The following is an 18,417-nucleotide window of genomic DNA, read 5'->3' as shown; positions in this document are numbered from 1 at the left end:
CGAGGCACATCCGGTCCGCGGCCGGTTCCGCGCGGTCGCGCTATCATGCAGAAATGCCCAGAGCAGTGAACTGATGCCCAGAACGGATCGCGAACGCCGCAAGCTGCTGAACCGCACCTCGCGCAATCTCGGGCTCTTGTTCTCCAGCGCCTCGTTCGTGAGCATCCTGGTGCCCAACCTCGGCCACCTCGGCGATTACGGCCTCAACCTGGCCCTGATGGCGCTCACCGCGTTCGGCTTCTCGCTCGTCGGCAACAGCCGTTCGCTGCTCTGGCCGGGCGTGACCTACCTGCTGGGGGTGGCCACCCTCGCGAGCTTCCTGCTGCCCGGCGTCGCCATCGACGACATCCCGACCACCAGCGGCCTCACCTTCTTCGCCTCCACCGCGATCCCCTCGCTGATCGCCACCATCTCGGCATCACCCCGGCTGCTCTGGCTGGTACTGCCCGCGTACGTTCCGGTGCTGGCCCTGGCCACCCTCGCCACCTGGCAGACCGAGCGGGCCGCGTTCGTGATCGCCTCGATCGTGGTGGGCTGGGTGGCCCTGTTCGTGGCCGCCACCTGGCTGTCGGCGAGCCTGCGCCGCGCCTTCACCGGCATGGCCCGGCTCGGGCGGGCGCACGCGGTCGAGCGGCAGGCGAGCGAGATCGAGGCGCAGCGCCGCCACGGCGCCCGCCTGCTGCACGACACCGTCCTGGCCACCCTCACCCTGCTCGCGCACTCCGGTATCGGCGTCAGTCCGGATGCCCTGCGCAATCAGGCGGGTGAGGATGCCCGGCTGCTGCGCCAGTTGCGACTCGGCGGTACGCCGATGCCGCGCTCCTCCGGGGGCTACACCCTCGAACCGGTCGAGACCAGCGATCTCGGTCATACCCTGGAATCGGTCAAGCAGCGCTTCGGCCGGATGGGCCTGGAGGTCGCCTGGCACGGCTCCGGACAGATCCTGTTGCCGAGCCACGTGCTCGACGCCTTCCTGCTCTCGCTCTCCGAGTGCCTGGAGAACGTGCGCCGGCACGCCGAAGTCGGATCCGCCGACGTGACCATCACCGAAGACGACCAGACGGTGCGGGCGATGGTGACCGATTCGGGGGTCGGCTTCGATCTGCAGTCGGTCGACGTGGGCCGGCTGGGACTCGCCGAATCCGTGATCGCCCGCATCAACGACGTGGGCGGCAAGGTGCGCCTGTTCTCCTCCCCCGGATCCGGCACCACCGTCGTGCTCGAGGTGCCCAAGTGAGCGCCGCGCCCGAGGGCCGTCGGCCCCGGCCGGGAGACGGCGGCGTGCTGACCGAGATGATCCGGGCCCGGCGCGCGGGCCCCCGGGCCGTCGACGAGCTCCGCCAGAACATCGAGCGCGACTCCCGGCTCGGGATCGGCTACCTCGGCATCGGGGCGGTGATCGTGGGGCTCATCCTGATCGTTCGCGGCCTGGTCTCGTTCGGCTGGACCTGGGAGGTGAACGACTGGCTGCCCGGCTCGCTGATCGGCTGGACCGTGGTCGTGCTCGCCTTCGCGGCGGCCGTTCTGATCGCCCGCCGCCGCCGCGGCGTGCTGCCGCTCTGGGCGTTCGCGGGAGTGCTCGCCGCCGACTCCATCGCGCTCGCGCTGGACTACATCGCGCTGGTGCACAGCGAGCCCACTGCGAGCTACGTGACGGTGACCATCGGCATCGGTGCCACCATGCTGGCCTGCGTCACCTTCCGCCCCACGATGAACGTGCTCGTGGCCGTCTGCGCTCTCACCGTCGTGCAGCTGGTGATGCTCGCAGTGCTCGAGGTCTCCTCGCCGGGAACCGCCGCCCTCGGCATCTCCTCGGTGGTGCTCACCGTCGTTCCGACGTTCGCCGGCATCATCATCGTGCGCTCGTTCGGCGACCTGGTGCAGCGGGAACTGGATCGCACCGTGGCCGAGAGCACCATCAGCGCTCCCCGCTACGGCCTCGGGCTGCTGGCATCCGAAGAGCTCGCCCTGCTCGACCTCGCCGCCGAGGAGCTGCTGCAAGACGTCGCGACCGGCCGGGTCGCGCTGCCGCTGGACAAGTCGCTCTCCTCGACGGCGTCGATGCTGGCCACCGACCTGCGCCGGCTGCTGGTGGCGGGCCGCCGGGAGACCTGGCTGAAGCACGCCACCACGGAGTCGGCGGTGCTCGGCGACGCCGTGGTGCTGCACGACGCCGACGGGTTGGCGGGCTACCTCGAACCACCGCAGCGGGACGGCCTGCTCTCGGCGCTCTGGTTGATCGTCGACGAATCCGGGCGCTTCGCCCCTCGCATCGAGGTGTCGATGGGGCGGCCGAGTTCCTCGAACGGTGGTGTGCCTGCCGATAGGATGGTGCTTCCGATAGTCATCTCGATCGAGGGCATACCCCGCCGCCGTATCGATCCCGCTGTCTGGTCGGCACTGTCCCGCGTCGGCCGGTACTCCTTCGAGACCCGTACCGGCAGGTTGCGAGTCAGCGTCGACGCCCACGTCGTCGTGCCTGATGCCTCGCGGTCCGACCTATGAAGTGCCCGACCCATAGTGTGAAGAAGGAGCTCCAGTGACGATCGAGCGGGACCCTATCCGTTTGGCCATCGTCGACGACCACCGCATGCTGCTCGGTGCTCTGACCGAGTGGATCCGCGGAGCCGCCGACGACATCAGCATGGTGGCCGCCGTCACGACCTGGCCGGACCTGCTGACGCATCCGGAGTTCCCGGTCGACGTGGTGCTGCTCGACCTCGACCTCAAAGACCAGCTTCCCGTCTCGGTGAAACTGCGCGCGCTCAAGTCGGCCGGCGTCAAGACCGTGCTGATGAGCACCTACTCCGAGCCCGTCGTGGTGCGCGAGGCGATCGCCGCGGGGGCCCTGGGCTATCTGGTGAAGAGCGAGGAGGCCGACATGATCGTCGAGGCCATCCGCGCCGCCGCGGTGGGCGACAGCTTCATCTCCACCGAGCTCGACCTGGCTCTCGCGGCCGACGACCTCGACGCCTCGCCCCGGCTCAGCGCCCAGGAGCGTCGCGTGATGGCCCTCTACGGCGGTGGCGAGCCCGTGAAGCAGGTGGCGAAGGCCCTCGACATCTCCGAGGAGACCGCGAAGTCCTACCTCAAGCGCATCCGCGAGAAGTACCGCGTGGTGGGCATCGACGTAGGCACCAAGGTCGCGCTGCGCAAGCGTGCCATCCAAGACGGCCTGCTCCCCCGCGACGAATACCTCACCAACCCCCAGCCCGACGACGACCAGCCGCTCCCCGTCAACTGACGACTCCCGAGCCGAATGGCTCCACTTCGACATGAGATGACATATCCTCATCTCATGCTCGTATCATCACGTCCACGCTCCCGGTCGATCGTCTCCGCCCTGGTCGTGGCAGCCACCGTGGCCGCCACGGTCTTCCTGGGATCCACGGCCCGGGCCGACACCGCTCCGCCGGCCGAACGACGCGTCAGCATCGAGCGGATCGGCGGCGCAGACCGCTACGAGGTGTCGGCCGCGCTGTCGGCGAACACCTTCTCTCCGGGCGTACCGGTGGTCGACATCGTGTCGGGAGCGGTGTTCAGCGACGCCCTGTCCGCGTCGGCGGCCGTGGGCGTGGAGGGAGGCGGTGTGCTGCTCGTCACGCGCGACAGCATCCCCCCGGTTATCGCGGCGGAACTCCGGAGGCTGCAGCCGGCGGCGATCGTGATCGTGGGAGGCACCGCGACGATCTCCCCCGAGGTCGAGACCGCGCTCGGGGCCTTTGCCCCCGTCGTGCGCCGCATCGCCGGGGCCGATCGCTACGCGGTGTCGGCCGCGGTCGCCGATGCAGCCTTCACGCGCCGGGTTCCGGTGGCCTACGTCGCATCCGGCGAGACCTTCCCCGATGCGCTCTCCGGTGGCGCGGCAGCCGGCCACGGTCGCGGGCCCGTGCTGCTGACGCAGCGTGGCGCCGTTCCGTCAGACGTTCTGGCGTACCTGGCCCGGAACCAGCCCCGGACGATCGTCTTGCTGGGCGGGGTGAACAGCGTGTCGGATGCGGTATTCAGCCAGCTGAACGCCATCGCGCCGGTCGTCCGCATCGCGGGCTCCGATCGCTACGAGGTCTCTGTGGGCATCTCGTCCACGACGGTGCCCGACCAGAGCGGGCCGCACGTCTACATCGCCTCGGGTGCCGGCTTCGCCGACGCCCTGTCGGGCGGTCCCGCCGCGATCAGCGCCGACGGACCGCTGCTGCTGGTCGAGAGAGACTCCATCCCGCCGAGCGTCGCCGCAGAACTGGTGAGGATGAAACCCTCCGAGATCACCGTGCTCGGCGGAGAGAACTCCGTCTCGGCGGCCACGCTGGCGGCGCTCGGCCGGTTGTGAGGCTAGGCGCCCGGCTGGTCGTCGCGACGCGCGAGGGCCGCTTCCAGCCGCTCGACCTTGCCCTCGAGCTCGCCGGTGCGATCGCCACGGATGTCGGCTTTCAACACGAGCGAGACGCGCGGGCCGTACGCCTGGATGGCCTCGGTGGCACGCCGTACCACGTCGAAGACCTCATCCCACGATCCCTCGATCGTGGTGAACATCGCGTCGGTGGAGTTCGGCAGGCCGGAGGAGCGCACCACCTCGACCGCCGCGGCGACGGCGTCGTGCAGGCTCGCGCCGTCGGGGTCACCGCTCTGCGACGGCCCGCCGGAAGGTGCCACGGAAAAGGCCACCAGCATGCTCATCCACCTCTCTCGGGCCCACGGGTCGTGAGGACTTCCTACTCTGCCACAGCATGGCCACACCGACCCCGAGCATGGCGATCGAGAGCAGGTTGCGCACGGTCAGCACACCGAGCATCACCGGGTCGAGCCCCAGCACCCAGTCGTAGGCGATCGGGTAGATCACCTGGGTGAGCGCGCCCATCACGAAGGCCATCATCGCCGGGAGGAAGAAGCGGCGGCCCTGGGTGACGATACCCAGGATGATCGGGGCCGACAGCCACACCATGAACTGGGGCGACCCCACCTTGTTGAACACGATCAGCGCGGCGACGAGCGCCAGGGCGAGCGGGGGCAGCACCACTGTCGAGGCGGCGCCGGTGCGCACGACGAACACGGCGAGCACGAGGATGGCGGCGACCGCGACGACGAGCAGAGGAGTCATGAGCATGGCCGCGAGATCACTGCCGGGGCCGGTGACCTGGAAGGTCAGGATCTCGTGGTCGTAGTACACCCGCGTGCGGTCGCCGAAGAACGCCAGCCACATCCAGAGCGACGAGATGGGCGCCTCCACCTGCATTCCGCGGCCGGTCTGCTCGGACACGAAGCTGAAGGCGTTGAGCCCGGCGCCGAACGCCAGAGCACCGGCCGCGACACCCACGAGGGTGATCAGGGCGCCGACGGCCACGCGCAGGCGCCGGCGCATCGCGATCACTCCGGCCGCGATCAGAGCGGCGGGCCAGACCTTCACCCAGGTGGCCAGGCCCAGCAGCACGCCGGCGAGGGCCGGCCGGTTGCGGATGACCAGCAGCCCGGCGATCACGAGGTCGACGGTGAAGATGTCGATGCGCCCGACAGAAACCGGGCCGATCAGCAGGAGGAACGCCAGCCACCACCAGGCGGCGAGGATGCGCAGGCCGTGCCCGGCGGCGGGAACCTCGGTGCGGGAACGACGGGTGATCAGGTAGGCGAAGATCGCGGCATCCGCGATGCTGACCATCAGCATCCAGCCGATGCCGTAGAGGCCCGGCCCGAGAACGAGGGAGGCGAGCATCGGCAGGAACGCCAGAATGGGGTACACCCACGGGCCGTCGACGCCGAGACGATAGCCGTCGAGGGACTGCTGCACCCACGGCAGGTACACGTTCGTGACGTCGCCGAACGGGAGGTTCGGGTGGTTCAGACCCACCCAGCCCAGCCACAGGTGGGTCAGGGCGAACGCCGACCAGAGGACGACGGGCCGGGTAGCGAGTCGTCGCACACGTGTCAGCACGTGGGTCAGCATAGTGGGCGCACTCTGAATGCACGGTGACCGGCGCAGTCGTCGTGGTGGGGGGGGCGAGCTGTGACCGAAGATGCAGGGCGTACTCCGGCGGTTCCCAGCGATCGACCACCTTCGCTTGCTTGACTGGTCATCGTTCCCGATCCGAAAGCGTCCCGTGAAGAACTCCGTCAAGTACGTCGTCGCCCTCATCGCGGGCGCGGCCGCTGTCGGTGCCGTAGCCGCGGTGGCGATGCCCATCCTCGGGCGCAGCATGGCGCTGGACTCCACGGCCACGATGCAGCAGATCGTCCCCACCGTGGTCGACACCCCGGCCGACGAGGTGGCCGGAGCGTCGGGCGCGACCAGCAGCTGGCAGATCGACCCCTCGTCGTGGGTGGAGTACCGCCTGAGTGCCGCGGGCGAGCAGCTCGTCGGCGGGCGGACCTCCGACATCTCGGGCATGATCGGTCGCACGGATGAGGCCGTCACCGAGGCGGAGTTCATGGTCGACCTCTCGACCTTGGCCGGCTCGGATCCGGCGCAGGATCTGGTGCTGCGAGGGCTGATCGCGGCGACCGGCGGCAACTCGACCGCCACGTTCGTGCTCACCCAGGCCATTCCTCTGGAGACCGAGGACGGTGACGACGAGACGGTACCGGTTTCGGGGATCCTGACCGTTCGCGGTGTGAGCAACACCGTGTCGCTCGATGCACTGCTCGAGACGGACGGCGAGACGGTGACGCTCTCGGGCAGCATCCCGGTCGATCTGGCGGATTACGGCATCACCGTGCCGGGCACCGCGTCGGGCCGTTCGACCATCGAGGTCTCGCTCACCGCCGTCCCGACCGACTGACCGACACCTAGTCGGCACTTCGGCCGATGACGGCAGGCTCTTTCAGTCGACGGGCTCGTTCAGTCGTCGATGCCGCTGACCAGCCGCGCGATCAGCCGCGGCACCGACGCTGCGATGTCGGAGGCGACGATCGGCCCGCCGCGTGAAGCTCGTTCGGCCGCCCAGGCGTGCACATAGGCGCCTGTCGCGGCCAGGGCCACCAGGCGCTCCGGATCGGCCGCCTGCTCGGCGTGGGTGGCGATGACGGCGCCGACGATGCCGCCGAGCACGTCACCCGAGCCCGCCGTCGCGGCCCAGCTGGAGGGTGCTTCGATGCGTGCGCCGATCCGTTCGCCGTCGAGCAGGGGCGAGCAGACGTGGGTGACGCGGCCCTTGAGCAGCACCACCAGGCCGGTGGCGTCGGCCGCCCGTTCGGCCCAGCGCGCTGGGTCGGCCTGCACGGCGGCGCGGTCGGCCGTGATGCCGTGGGCGTCGAGAACTCCGACGAGTTCGCCCGCGTGCGGAGTGATGACTGCGGGCCCGGTGACCGAGCCCAGCAGGTCTAGGGCACCCGCATCGACCACGATCGGGGTGCCGTCGGCGAAGGCCGCGGTGAGCCGGCGCTGGTCGTCGTCGCTGCGGGTGGCGGCGCTCATCCCGGAGCCCACGAGCCAGGCCTGCACGCGGCCGGATGCGGTGACGACCTCGGGTCGCGCCTGCAGCACGAACCGGCTGGCCGTGTCGGGGCCGAGGTACCGCACCATACCGAGGCCCGTCCGGGCGGCCGCCTCGACGCCGAGCACCGCGGCGCCCGGGAACTCGTCCGACCCCGTCACCACTCCCAGCACGCCCCGGGAGTACTTGTCGTCGTCGGCTCCCGGTGCCGCGATGCACTCGGCCGCCGCCAGTTCGGTCCAGTCACGCCAGTCGGTCGCGGATGCCTGATCGCTCATGACTCCACGATAGGACGGGCGACCGACAGGGGCTCGCCCGCGAAGGACGATAATCGAAGGACACCCCCGATGGCCTTCCGAAAGGACGCGCGTGCCCGACTCCGCTCTCTTCGCCCCTCTCACTCTCCGCTCGGTCACGACGCGCAACCGCATCTGGGTGGCACCGATGTGCCAGTACTCGGTGGAGCGGCGTGACGGGATGCCCGGTGACTGGCACTTCGCACACCTCGCCTCGTTCGCCATCGGCGGTGCGGGGCTGATTCTGACCGAAGCCACGGCCGTGTCGCCCGAGGGCCGCATCTCACCGGAAGACCTGGGTATCTGGAACGACTCGCAGCGCGATGCGTTCACTCGGATCACCGCCTTCGTGCGCGCTCAAGGCGCGATTCCCGGCATCCAGCTCGCCCATGCCGGCCGAAAGGCGTCGACGTACCGCACCTGGAGCCCCGCGCAGGGCACAGTCCCGGTCGAAGAAGGTGGCTGGCAGACGGTCGGGCCCTCCGCCCTAGCATTCACCGGATACGCCGTGCCGATCGCACTCACGGTGGAACAGATCGCCGGTGTGGTCGACGATTTCCGGGTGGCCGCCCGTCGGGCCGTCGAGGCCGGTTTCGAGGTCATCGAGATCCACGGAGCGCACGGTTACCTGGTGCATCAGTTCCTGTCCCCCGCGTCCAACGACCGCACGGACGAATACGGCGGCTCGCTGGAGAACCGCGCCCGGCTGCTGCTGGAGATCGTGCGCGCCATCCGTGCCGAGGTGGGTGAGGGCGTGCCTCTGTTCGTGCGTCTGTCGGCCACCGACTGGCTCGACGAGCCGGGCGAGGGCGAGGATGCGATCGATGAGCGCGGCGAGGCGGCGACCGCGCCGCCCTGGAACCAGGAGCAGACCGCCCTGGTCGCGGCGTGGGCTCAGGATGCCGGCGCCGACCTCTTCGACATCTCGACCGGTGGCAACGTGCTGGGCGTGCGCATCCCGGTCGGTCCGCTCTACCAGGTTCCGTTCGCCGAGTATGTGAAGCAGAACGCCGACGCACCGGTCGGGGCCGTGGGTCTGATCACGACGCCTCAGGAGGCAGAAGAGATCGTGGCCTCGGGTCGTGCCGACGTGGTTCTGCTGGCGCGCGAACTGCTCCGCGACCCGCACTTCGCCCTGCGTGCCGCCACCGAGCTCGGTGTGGACATCGACTACTGGCCCGCCCCGTACCTGCGAGCACGCCCCCGCCACTAAGTCCCTCGGCCGATAGCTGGCCGTTGCGGTGGTGATCAGAAGGGCGCGTTGTCAGGCATGGTGGGGCTGTCGCCGACCGGTTTGAAGGTGGGTCGTTTCGGTGATGGTTCCACCCCCGGGGTCGGTGGTCGTTCGGGCCAGGGTGGGTGTGCCGGGTTGGCGGGTTCGGTGATGTGAACCCTGCCGATCGGGGATGTCCACCGCAACTCCCGGTCGGAGAGTGCTTCGACGGTCCAGTCGGATTCGTGCTTCAAGTGGTGATGCTTCGAGCACAGGCTCGCGAGGTTCGCGTGGGAGGTTTCACCGCCGTGGGCCCAGGCGTGGACGTGGTCGAGTTCACACCGTTGCGCGCGGCGTCGGCAGCCGGGGAACCGGCAGGTCTCGTCTTCGATCGTGAGCGCCAGGCGCAGTTCGGTCGGGATGCGGTAGTTCTCCCGCCCCACATCCAGCACCCGACCGGTGACCGGGTCGGTCAGCCACCGGGTCACGCTCGGTGCGTCTGCGGTCAGGCGGCGGGCCGTCACGGGGTCGATCGGGCCATACCCGTGCAGTTCGGCGGGCTCCTCCGTGTGGCCCAGGAGCGACAGGGCGGGAACGGTGAGGATGACCTGCGGGCGGATCCGCTGCGCCACCCGGGCAAGGTCACCCTCGGGATCGAGCAGTAGGGCGATTGCTGCGTCGCAGCGGCGTTGGGCGTGGGTGCGGGGCTCGTCGGGGCCGCGCTGGGAGCGGGCGATCTGATCGAGCTTGTCATCGATCGCGATCGCATCCGCGGCCGGCAGCAACACGCTCAACTGAGCCATCCCGTCCGCCGCCGGATCCACCCACACACCCCGACGATCCAACGCCTCCACGTGCCGCTTACGGGGAGAGTCAGGATGCACTCGCTCCCGGAAGACGCGGGCGCGCTGGGTGAACTGCGCCACCGTCAACCGTCCCGCCACCGGCAGCAACGCCTCCTCGAACTGCGCGTGCGCTTCCAGGGGGATTGTGGAGCACTGGGCGACCATGACGTGGGCGTGTCGGCCGGTGATCTCCCCCGCCTGCAGAGCAGCCAACGTCAACGGCAAGGACGTGGCGAGTGTCTCCGCATCCGACACCATCACACCGACCGTGCCCTCCGGCACCCGCACCGCCGCCCCGACCTCGGCGACCAGCAGCCGCTTCTCCTCGTCGGTTCGAGCAAACCCACACAGCGCTGACTCGTCCGCGTCGAGCCCCAATGTCATCCCCCTGGCACGCCGCGACAACCGCGCCACCACGACGCTCTCGTCCCCCTCCAACGCCGACTTCCGACGCCGAATGTCTTCCAGCAGGTAGAGATCATCATCGAACGCTTCACGCGCGAGGAATCGTCGCCGTGTGCCGGCATCCGATTCCTTCATCTCTATCATGAGATTAATTCAATCAGTGACCACCGACATTCAGCCCCGTACGACTGCCGCGCCACCCCGCGGAACCTACCGCCGAGTAGCGTCCTGAACCTCGCCCACCAGCTCCTCGATGATGTCCTCGAGGAACAGCACGCCCGTCGTCGAGCCCGACTCCGTGAACGACCGCGCCAGATGCGCCCCCGACTTGCGCATCGAGGCCAGGGCATCCTCCAGATCGGTCTTCTCGAACAGCGAGGGCAGCTGACGGATGCGCTTGGCCGGGATCGGGTCGTCGAACTCGTCGTCGTCGAGATCGATCACGTCTTTCAGATGCACGTACCCCGAAGGCAGCCCCTCCGCGTCGACGAGCACATAGCGCGAGAAGCCGTACTTGGCGACGGCACGTTCGACGTCGGCCGGCGTGGCCGAATCGGGCAGGCTGACCAGCGACGAGAGCGGCACCGCCACCTCGGCCACGGTCTTGGTGGTGAACTCGAACGCCGCCGACAGCGTGCCGGTGTTATCGGAGAGCACGCCCTCCTTCGTGGACTGCGCCACGATGGTCGACACCTCGTCGAGCGTGAACGCACTCGCGGCCTCGCTCTTGGGCTCCACCTTGAACAGGCGCAACACGCCGTTCGCCGTGGAGTTCAGCGCCACGATGATGAAGCGGAAGATGCGCGCGATGCCCACCAGCGGGGGCGCCAGCAGCAGCACAGCGCGGTCGGGCACCGAGAACGACAGGTTCTTCGGCACCATCTCGCCGAACACCACGTGCAGGAACGACACCAGCACGAGCGTGATGATGAACGCGACCGTGCCGATCACCTCTTCGGGCAGACCGGTGAGATGCAGCGGAACCTCGAGCAGGTGATGGATGGCGGGTTCGGACACGTTCAGGATGAGCAGCGAGCACACGGTGATGCCCAGCTGGCTGGTCGCCAGCATGAGGGTGGCGTGCTCCATCGCCCAGAGGGCGGTCTTGGCGCTGGCCTTGCCCTGCTCGGCGAGCGGCTCGATCTGCGAGCGACGGGCCGAGATGACGGCGAACTCCGCGCCCACGAAGAAGGCGTTGCCGATCAGCAGGAGGACGAGCCAGAGAATTCCGAGCCAATCAGACATGGTCCACCCCCTTCTTGGTCACTGCTTCTTTGGTCGCTGCGTCTTTCGTCACGGCCCTGTCGAAGTCGGCCCGGTTCTTGGCCAGGCCCGACCGGCTGCCGTCGGCATCCGGAACCTCCTCGGCGGGAGCGGGCATGAACCGGATGCGATCGATCCGCCGCCCGTCCAGGCGCTCCACCCGCAGCGCCCCGTCGGGAAGCACCACCGTGTCACCCACCACAGGAAGCCGGCCCAACTCGCTCATCACGAAGCCGGCCACGGTCTCGTACGGCCCGTCCTCCGGCACCTGGATGCCGGCCTGATCGGCCAGCTCGTCCGGCCGAAGCGAACCGGGGAACGTGGTGGCTCCCCGCGATTGCACGACTCCGGCCCGGCTACGGTCGTGCTCGTCGACCAGTTCGCCGACGATCTCCTCCACGAGGTCTTCGAGGGTGACGACGCCGGCGGTTCCGCCGTACTCGTCCATCACCACGGCCATCTGATAACCCCGCCCGCGCAGCTCGCCGAGCAGAACGTCGAGCTTCATGGTCTCGGGCACGCGCACCGTCTCGGTCATGATGGCCGTGACGGGCACCTCCGCACGGCGTTCGCGCGGGATGGCCACCGCCTGCTTCACGTGCACGAGCCCGACGATGTCGTCGATGCCCTCGTCGATCACCGGGAACCGTGAGTGCCCGTTGGAGCGGGCGAGCGCCAGCACGGTCGCCGCGGTGTCGTCGCGCTTGACGCTCGCGATGCGCGGCCGCGGGGTCATCACGTCGGAGGCGTCGTGCGAGGAGAACAGCAGAGTGCGGTTCAGCAGAGTCGCGGTATCGAGGTCGAGGCTGCCCTGCATCGCCGAACGGCGCAGCAGCGACGACAGCTCTTCGGCCGTACGGGCACCCGACAGCTCTTCTTTCGGCTCGATGCCGAAGGCACGAAGGATGCCGTTGGCACTGTTGTTGAGCAGTGACACGGCGGGGCGGAACACGGCCGTGAACACCAGCTGGAACGGCACCACGATGCGCGCCGTCTTCAAGGGCAGGGCCAGCGCGAAGTTCTTCGGTACGAGCTCGCCGATGATCATCGACAGCAGCGTGGCGAACACGATGCCCACGGTCGCGCTGATGATCGGAACCACGGTCTCGGGGATGCCGAGCCCCAGCAGCGGGTCGCGCAGAAGACTGGAGATGGCCGGCTCCATCGTGTAACCGGTGAGCAGTGTCGTGAGTGTGATGCCGAGCTGCGCGCTGGAGAGGTGCGTGGAGGTGTGCTTCAGCGCGTTGATCGTCGGCTGCATCCCCTTCTCACCCCGCTCGGCGCGCGCTTCGAGATCGGAGCGGTCGAGGTTGACGAGGGAGAACTCGGAGGCGACGAAGAAACCGGTGCCGACGGTGAGCAGGAGCCCCACGCCGAGCATGATCAGCTCAAAGGCCACGGGAGCCTCCCGTTAGGAGGCGGCCGGAGGGTGCTACCACCGGCGAGGAGAGGAAGAACGGATGATGGGCAGAAGGAGGGTCGTCCATTGTCCCGCCGATTATACAGTCACCAACTGACCGGCAGCGCCTTGCCCTCCTCGTAACCCGCAGCCGACTGCGTGCCCACCACGGCGCGATCGTGGAACTCGGCCATCGTGGCCGCGCCCGCATAGGTGAACGAGCTGCGCACCCCCGAGGTGATCATGTCGAGCAAGTCTTCGATCGAGGGCCGCAGCGGATCGAGGTAGATGCGGCTCGACGAGATCCCTTCGGCGAAGAGGGTCTTGCGCGCCAGCTCGTAGGCGTCGAGGCGCCCGAAGCGCTCCTGCACGGCCTTGGTCGAGGCCATCCCCCAGCTCTCCTTGTAGAGCCGGCCGTCGGCATCCGCAGCCAGCGTGCCGGGCGCCTCGATGGTGCCGGCGAACCACGAGCCGATCATCACGGATGCTGCGCCCGCGGCCAGGGCGAGCGCCACGTCGCGGGGGTACCGCACTCCGCCGTCGGCCCAGACGTGGGCGCCGAGCTCGCGCGCGGCCTCGGCGGTCTCGAGCACGGCAGAGAACTGTGGGCGCCCGACCGCGGTCATCATGCGGGTCGTGCACATCGCCCCCGGTCCCACTCCGACCTTCAGGATGTCGGCCCCTGCGTCGACCAGATCGGCCACGGCCCGCGCCGTCACCACGTTCCCGGCGGCGATCGGCACCCCCAGGTGCGCAGCGCGCAGCGCACGGAGGGCGCGAAGCATCCCCTCCTGGTGCCCGTGGGCGGTGTCGACCACGAGCACGTCGACGCCGGCGGCGACCAACGCGCGGGCCTTCTCGACCACATCTCCGTTGATGCCCACGGCGGCGGCCACCCGCAGGCGCCCGTCGCCGTCGACGGCCGGCCGGTAGATCGTCGCGCGCAGGGCGCTCGTGCGGCTCAGCGTTCCCACCAGCGCTCCGTGGCGCAGGATCGGCGCGAAGTCGATGTCGGCGGCCACCATGGCGTCGAAGGCCTCGCGCGGCCCGTCGATGTCGTCGGCCGAGATGGCGGTCAGCGCACCGTGCAGCAGGTCGCCGAGTTGGGCATCCGGAAGCGCCGTCGCCAGACGGGACGCCGCGATGCAGCCCACGAAGGCGCCGTCGCTCTCGTGCAGCACGAGCCCGTGTCCGGGTACGGCGGGCACCAGGCGCAACGCCTCCTCCACGGTCTGCGCCGGATGGAAGGCGAAGGGCGTGTCGAACTCCACGGGCTGGTCTTTCACCCAGCGGATGGCGGCGGCCAGATCCTGCAGCGGCATGTCTTGCGGGAGCACTCCGAGACCACCCCGCCGGGCGAGCGACGCCGCCAGGCGCGGACCGGTGACGGAGTTCATGTTGGCCGAGACGATCGGGATCGTCGCGCCCGTGCCGTCCGTCGGCGCGAGCGACACGTCGAGGCGGCTCGTCACCGCCGATCGGGAGGGAATGAGGAACACGTCGGAATAGGTCAGATCGTTGCGGCCCGGATCGCCTGAAAACTCCATACGAACCACGCTAGCCCGCACGCCTGTGGCCCGAACAGGTGCCAGGAAGGTTTAGGCTTGTATACGCACGTGTCACGCGTGAAGACGCAGCGCAGCAGACACCGGCACGTGCCACGGACGTGAGGCAACGGAAAGTGGGCGATCGGCTTTGACCAGCCAGTTGACGGGTACGAGCACAGACGACGGAGCATCGGGAGAATTCGGGGCCAACGAATGGCTCGTCGATGAACTCTACGAGCAGTATCTGACCGACAAGAATTCGGTCGACCAGTCCTGGTGGCCGGTTCTGGAGAGCTACCGCTCCCACGTCTCGTCGAAGGCTGCGGCCCAGGGCACGGCCGAGACTCAGGGCACGGCCCCGGCTCCCGCTGATGCCTCAGAGCCCGCCGCTCCCGCCGGCCCGCAGGCCGCATCCCCCGCTCCGGTCGCCTCGGCGCAGACCTCGAGCCCGCCGGCCCAGACCGAGTCGGAGCAGATCGCGCAGGCCTCCGGTGCGGATGCCCGCCCCGCCACCCAGCCGATCGCCAAGACCACGAGCGTGCAGGCCAAGCCCCAGCCGATTCCAGCCGAGGCGCCGGCTCCGGCCACGGCGGCCGAGGCCGAAGCCGCCGAGAAAGACGCCGTCACGCCGTTGCGCGGCATGTCGAAGACGCTCGCCAGCAACATGGATGCCAGCCTCACCGTTCCGACGGCGACGAGCGTGCGCTCCATCCCGGCCAAGCTGATGATCGACAACCGCATCGTCATCAACAACCACCTGCGTCGCTCGCGCGGCGGCAAGGTGTCGTTCACCCACCTCATCGGCTGGGCGCTCGTGCAGGCGCTCAAAGAGTTCCCGAGCCAGAACGTCTACTACGACGAGGTCGACGGCAAGCCCTCGGTCGTGGCCCCGGCCCACGTGGGCCTCGGCATCGCGATCGACCTGCCCAAGCCCGACGGTACGCGCGCCCTCATGGTGCCCGGCATCAAGCGCGCCGACACCATGGGCTTCAACGAGTTCCTCTCCGCCTACGAAGACCTGGTGAAGCGCGCCCGGGCCAACAAGCTCACCGCGGCCGACTTCCAGGGCACCACGATCTCGCTCACCAACCCGGGCGGCATCGGAACGGTGCACTCCGTTCCCCGCCTGATGAAGGGGCAGGGTGCCATCATCGGCGCCGGTGCCCTCGAGTACCCCGCCGAGTTCCAGGGTTCCTCCCAGAAGGTGCTGTCGAACCTCGGCATCGGCAAGGTCATCACCCTCACCAGCACCTACGACCACCGGGTCATCCAGGGCGCCGGATCGGGCGAGTTCCTGAAGAAGGTGCACGAGCTGCTGCTCGGCCAGCGCGACTTCTACGAGAACATCTTCGCCGAGCTGCGCATCCCCTATGAGCCCATCCGCTGGGCCGCCGACATCGAGGTCGACCTCGCCTCGGCCATCGACAAGACCGCCCGCGTGCAGGAGCTGATCAACGCGTTCCGCGTGCGCGGCCACCTGATGGCCGACATCGACCCGCTCGAGTACCGCCAGCGCATCCACCCCGACCTCGACATCGCGACCCACGGCTTGACGTTCTGGGATCTCGACCGCGAGTTCGTGACGGGCGAGTTCGGCCTCACCCGTCAGTCCTACCTGCGCGACATCCTGGGCGTGCTGCGCGACTCCTACTGCCGCAAGATCGGCATCGAGTACATGCACATCCAGGACCCGGCGCAGCGTCGCTGGATCCAGGAGAAGGTCGAGCGGCCCTACGCCAAGCCCGGCCACGACGAGCAGATGCGCATCCTCGAGAAGCTCAACGAGGCCGAGGCCTTCGAGACCTTCCTGCAGACCAAGTACGTCGGCCAGAAGCGCTTCTCGCTCGAGGGCGGCGAGTCGACAATCGCCCTGCTGGACCGGATCATCCAGGGTGCGGCCGAAGAGGGCCTCGACGAGGTCGCGATCGGCATGGCGCACCGCGGCCGCCTGAACGTGCTCACCAACATCGCGGGCAAGACCTACGGCCAGATCTTCCGCGAGTTCGAGGGCACGCAAGACCCCCGCACCGTGCAGGGCTCGGGCGACGTGAAATACCACCTCGGCACCGAGGGCACCTTCACCGCCACCGACGGCAAGGAGATCCCGGTCTACCTGGCCGCGAACCCCTCGCACCTTGAGGCCGCCGACGGCGTGCTCGAGGGCATCGTGCGAGCCAAGCAGGACCGCAAGCCCATCGGCACCTTCTCCACGCTGCCGATCCTCATCCACGGTGACGCCGCGCTCGCGGGCCAGGGCATCGTCGTGGAGACCCTGCAGATGTCGCAGCTGCGCGGCTACCGCACGGGCGGAACCATCCACATCAACATCAACAACCAGGTGGGCTTCACGACTCCCCCGTCGGAGTCGCGCTCCTCGGTGTACTCCACCGATGTGGCCAAGACCATCCAGGCACCGATCTTCCACGTGAACGGCGACGACCCCGAGTCGGTCGTGCGGGTGGCGCAGCTGGCGTTCGAATTCCGTCAGCAGTTCCACCGCGACGTGTTCATCGACCTGATCTGCTACCGCCGCCGCGGTCACAACGAGGGCGACGACCCCTCGATGACCCAGCCGCTGATGTACAACCTGATCGAGGCCAAGCGCTCGGTGCGCAAGCTCTACACCGAGGCGCTGCTCGGTCGCGGCGACATCACCGAGGAGGAGTACGAGGCGGTCCACGCCGACTTCCAGGACCGCCTCGAACGCGCCTTCGCCGAGACGCATGCGGCGCAGACCTCCTCGATCCCGGTGATCACCGAAGACACGCAGGCGGTCTCCGACCTCGAGCGCCCCGAGTCGCAGCGAGACGACAGCACCACCGCTCCGTTCGAGACCGCGGTGGCGACATCCGCGATCCACCTGATCGGCGACGCCTTCGACAACAAGCCCGCCGGCTTCACGGTGCACCCGAAGCTGCAGCAGCTGCTCACCAAGCGCGTCGAGATGAGCCGCAACGGCAACATCGACTGGGCCTTCGGCGAGCTCCTCGCGCTCGGCTCGCTGCTCGTGGAGGGGACCCCGGTGCGCCTCGCGGGTCAGGATTCCCGTCGGGGCACGTTCGTGCAGCGGCACGCCGTGCTGCACGACCGCGAGAACGGCCAGGAGTGGCTTCCGCTCGCGAACCTCACCGAGAGCCAGGCCCGTTTCTGGATCTACGACTCCCTGCTGAGCGAATACGCGGCGATGGGCTTCGAGTACGGCTACTCGGTGGAGCGACCGGATGCTCTGGTGCTCTGGGAGGCTCAGTTCGGCGACTTCGCCAACGGCGCCCAGACCATCATCGACGAGTTCATCTCGTCGGCCGAGCAGAAGTGGGGCCAGCGCTCGTCGCTCGTTCTGCTGCTGCCGCACGGCTACGAGGGCCAGGGTCCCGACCACTCCTCGGCGCGCATCGAGCGGTTCCTGCAGCTCTGCGCCGAGAACAACATGACCGTGGCGCGGCCCTCCACGCCGGCGTCCTACTTCCACCTGCTGCGCCGCCAGGCGTACGCCCGTCCGCGCAAACCGCTGATCGTCTTCACGCCGAAGGCGATGCTGCGACTGCGTGGGGCGACGAGCTCGGTGGAGGACTTGACCTCGGGTCGCTTCGAACCGGTGATCGACGATGTACGGATCACCGACAAGGCTGCGGTCACGAAGGTGCTGCTGCACTCCGGCAAGATCCACTACGACCTCGCCAACGAGCTGCAGAAGAACCCGAACGAGGCCATCGCCCTCGTGCGCGTGGAGCAGTTCTACCCGCTGCCGCTGGAGGAGATCAACGCGGTCGCCGCCCAGTACCCGAACGCCGAGCTGGTGTGGGTGCAGGACGAGCCGCAGAACCAGGGTGCCTGGCCGTTCATCTGCACCGAGCTGGCCAGCCGCCTGAACGGCCGCACCATCTCGGTGGTCTCGCGTCCGGCAGCGGCGTCTCCCGCCGCCGGCAGCGCGAAGCGCCACGCGGTGGAGCAGGCCGAGCTCCTGACGCGCGCGCTGAGCTGAAACCTCGCGCCGCACGGTCGCCTTCTGGCTATACTGAATGATGCTC

General features: G+C 68.9%; 14 protein-coding genes. 7 read left to right on the top strand and 7 right to left on the bottom strand.

The features are described 5' to 3' along the window. Nucleotides 1–73: 73 nt before the first annotated feature. The 4 genes from Q0D75_RS07930 to Q0D75_RS07915 are packed head-to-tail and all read left to right on the top strand — an operon-like array spanning nt 74 to nt 4,327. A complete protein-coding gene (locus Q0D75_RS07930) occupies nt 74–1,237 on the top strand; it encodes an ATP-binding protein (RefSeq protein ID WP_291051452.1) in 1,164 nt (387 codons plus the stop codon). Then, nucleotides 1,234–2,505: a hypothetical protein gene (locus Q0D75_RS07925; protein ID WP_291051449.1), complete on the top strand. Its 1,272-nt coding sequence runs from the start codon at nt 1,234–1,236 to the stop codon at nt 2,503–2,505. Before Q0D75_RS07930 ends, Q0D75_RS07925 begins: the two co-directional genes overlap by 4 nt. Nucleotides 2,506–2,539: 34 nt before the next feature. Continuing rightward, on the top strand, nt 2,540–3,244 hold the full coding sequence (locus tag Q0D75_RS07920) for a response regulator transcription factor (RefSeq protein ID WP_291051446.1): 705 nt from the start codon (nt 2,540–2,542) through the stop codon (nt 3,242–3,244). A gap of 54 nt (nt 3,245–3,298) precedes the next feature. Beyond that, complete coding sequence (locus Q0D75_RS07915; protein WP_291051443.1) at nt 3,299–4,327, top strand: cell wall-binding repeat-containing protein; 1,029 nt, start codon at nt 3,299–3,301, stop codon at nt 4,325–4,327. Between the two features lie 2 nt (nt 4,328–4,329). Here the strand turns inward: Q0D75_RS07915 and Q0D75_RS07910 are convergent, their stop codons facing one another. Beyond that, nucleotides 4,330–4,668, bottom strand: a complete 339-nt coding sequence (locus tag Q0D75_RS07910; protein WP_291051440.1) for a thiamine-binding protein — start codon at nt 4,666–4,668, stop codon at nt 4,330–4,332. Then, nucleotides 4,616–5,923, bottom strand: coding sequence for a glycosyltransferase family 87 protein (locus tag Q0D75_RS07905; RefSeq protein WP_291051437.1), 1,308 nt, complete (start codon nt 5,921–5,923; stop codon nt 4,616–4,618). The genes Q0D75_RS07910 and Q0D75_RS07905 overlap by 53 nt, the downstream gene beginning before the upstream one ends. Nucleotides 5,924–6,089: 166 nt before the next feature. Here Q0D75_RS07905 and Q0D75_RS07900 point away from each other — a divergent pair, with 166 nt between their 5' ends. After that, entirely contained in the window at nt 6,090–6,767 is a 678-nt protein-coding gene (locus tag Q0D75_RS07900; RefSeq protein WP_291051433.1) for a YceI family protein, read from the top strand. A 59-nt stretch (nt 6,768–6,826) separates the two neighbouring features. Here Q0D75_RS07900 and Q0D75_RS07895 read toward each other — a convergent pair whose 3' ends face one another. Continuing rightward, the gene (locus Q0D75_RS07895) at nt 6,827–7,699 is read right to left on the bottom strand and encodes an NAD(P)H-hydrate dehydratase (RefSeq protein ID WP_291051430.1); all 873 of its coding nucleotides are present in this window, start codon (nt 7,697–7,699) and stop codon (nt 6,827–6,829) included. 91 nt (nt 7,700–7,790) lie between these two features. Here Q0D75_RS07895 and Q0D75_RS07890 point away from each other — a divergent pair, with 91 nt between their 5' ends. Beyond that, nucleotides 7,791–8,930: an NADH:flavin oxidoreductase/NADH oxidase gene (locus Q0D75_RS07890; protein ID WP_291051427.1), complete on the top strand. Its 1,140-nt coding sequence runs from the start codon at nt 7,791–7,793 to the stop codon at nt 8,928–8,930. Nucleotides 8,931–8,965: 35 nt separating this feature from the next. Here Q0D75_RS07890 and Q0D75_RS07885 read toward each other — a convergent pair whose 3' ends face one another. The 4 genes from Q0D75_RS07885 to Q0D75_RS07870 form a co-directional block, all read right to left on the bottom strand. Continuing rightward, on the bottom strand, nt 8,966–10,324 hold the full coding sequence (locus Q0D75_RS07885) for an HNH endonuclease signature motif containing protein (RefSeq protein ID WP_291051424.1): 1,359 nt from the start codon (nt 10,322–10,324) through the stop codon (nt 8,966–8,968). Between the two features lie 66 nt (nt 10,325–10,390). Continuing rightward, a complete protein-coding gene (locus tag Q0D75_RS07880; RefSeq protein WP_291051421.1) occupies nt 10,391–11,425 on the bottom strand; it encodes a hemolysin family protein in 1,035 nt (344 codons plus the stop codon). Then, on the bottom strand, nt 11,418–12,824 hold the full coding sequence (locus tag Q0D75_RS07875; RefSeq protein ID WP_291051566.1) for a hemolysin family protein: 1,407 nt from the start codon (nt 12,822–12,824) through the stop codon (nt 11,418–11,420). Before Q0D75_RS07875 ends, Q0D75_RS07880 begins: the two co-directional genes overlap by 8 nt. 125 nt (nt 12,825–12,949) lie before the next feature. Further along, nucleotides 12,950–14,389, bottom strand: coding sequence for a GuaB1 family IMP dehydrogenase-related protein (locus Q0D75_RS07870; RefSeq protein WP_291051418.1), 1,440 nt, complete (start codon nt 14,387–14,389; stop codon nt 12,950–12,952). Between the two features lie 148 nt (nt 14,390–14,537). Between Q0D75_RS07870 and Q0D75_RS07865 the strand changes: the two genes are divergently transcribed. Continuing rightward, entirely contained in the window at nt 14,538–18,371 is a 3,834-nt protein-coding gene (locus tag Q0D75_RS07865) for a multifunctional oxoglutarate decarboxylase/oxoglutarate dehydrogenase thiamine pyrophosphate-binding subunit/dihydrolipoyllysine-residue succinyltransferase subunit (RefSeq protein WP_291051416.1), read from the top strand. Nucleotides 18,372–18,417: the final 46 nt, after the last annotated feature.

Origin of the sequence: Herbiconiux sp. (assembly GCF_023264855.1) — a bacterium.
Classification (GTDB): Bacteria; Actinomycetota; Actinomycetes; order Actinomycetales; family Microbacteriaceae; genus Herbiconiux.
Note: the sequence above shows the minus strand (reverse complement) of the source record. Positions and strands in the feature narration are given on the sequence as shown.